The 1,614-nt window shown below is 41.4% G+C and carries 2 protein-coding genes; both read right to left on the reverse strand.

From position 1 onward, the window contains the following. A partial coding sequence (gene dinB / locus ACRCJ0_RS13675) for a DNA polymerase IV (protein WP_431390779.1) occupies positions 1 to 981 on the reverse strand: 981 nt, incomplete at its 3' end. Positions 982 to 1,020: 39 nt separating this feature from the next. Beyond that, on the reverse strand, positions 1,021 to 1,614 hold a 594-nt coding region (locus ACRCJ0_RS13680; RefSeq protein WP_431388366.1), incomplete at its 5' end, for a metal-dependent transcriptional regulator.

A 1,614-nucleotide genomic window follows, 5' to 3' on the forward strand; every position in this document is an offset into this window, starting at 1 on the left:
ATTTGAAATCGCGTCAACAAGCGACGTCTGCCGTGTAACCGTCTCAAAATCCGCATTCCGAAACTTCAAGGTCACCACTTTTCCGTGCATGTCCCTTTTACCCAGAGCATCAGACACTGAATTGGCTAACTTACGCAAGGTTTCTTCCACCTCATTATCATGGTAAAGGAAAGGATAAAAGGTCCGCTCCTTCCCAATCGATTTACGGATGCGGGTGACTTTAACCGGCCGGTCGTCAACTCCGCGGACCCGTTCATACAAGGCTAGTCCCGCTTTGCCGAAATATCGAATGCATTCATCTTGGGATAACTTCTTCAAGTCTGCACCCGTATAAATATCTAATTCATGCATTTTTTCAGCTGACCTTGTCCCAACTCCATAAAAATCTTCAATCGGTAATTGCTCCAAAAAGGGAATCGCTCGTTTAGGGGTAATCACCGTCATACCAAATGGTTTTTGGTAGTCAGATGCCAACTTGGCAATGAATTTATTATAAGAAACCCCAATCGAACAAGTTAAATTCAATTCCTTATAAATGGTTTCTTGAATTTCCTTGGCCACATCCATGGCATAAGGAATCCCCTTCTTATTATCCGTCACATCTAAAAAGGCCTCATCTATAGAAAGGGGTTCGATAATATCCGTATACCGCTTGAAAATACCCCGTACTTGTTCTGATACTTCTCGGTATAAGGCATAGTTGCCCGACACAAAAATCCCTTGCGGACATAAGCGGTAAGCCTCAGCCGCAGACATGGCTGAGTGGACACCGTATTTACGCGCTTCATAAGAAGCCGTTGATACAACACCCTTACCCGAATTCTCTTTTGGATGGCGGGCGATGATCACCGGTTTTCCCCGATAAGCAGGATTATCCCTTTGTTCAACAGAGGCGAAGAAAGCATCCATATCGACATGTAATATTTTCCTAGATCCATCAATTTTTGGATCATCAAATGATAATATCCCAATCGTGCGCATGACACTTACCCCCTTTAAACACTGGGTTACTTGTGATGATTAATCTTGGTTGACAAAAATATTCACAGTCGCCTTAGGATTCAATACAATTGATTCCCCTTTACGCGAAATCGTAAATGATTTGTCAAAAGCTTCAATTTCATCAATCGCATATTTTTTATCTAGTTTAATATCTAACTTATCTAGGTAATTTAATAAATCTTTATCGTCTGTTACACGTTGGATTTTAAACTTATCACCAACCGCTAAATCAGCTAAAGGCATCGTAGCCTCTTTAGCCATTACCCCATCTTTATCAGGAATAGCCCCACCGTGCGGACAGTATACAGGTTTACCTAAGAATTCATCTAATTGGTCAATGAAGAACTCTGTCCCAGTATGTTCTAACTGTTCAGCTTCCTCATGAACTTGGTCCCAGTTGTAACCTAATTTTTCATATAAGAACATTTCCCATAAACGGTGACGTCGTACTAAAGAAGCACCCATTTTAGTCCCTTCCTCAGTTAATTGGACACCTTGGTAAGGAATGTAAGTGACCCAACCCTCTTCTTGTAATTTTGAAATCATTTCAGTTACAGAGGCTGCGGAAATATTTAAGGCTTCGCTAATTGCTTTGTTGCCTACACGGTCCAT

It is taken from the genome of Aerococcus sp. L_32, assembly GCF_050689315.1.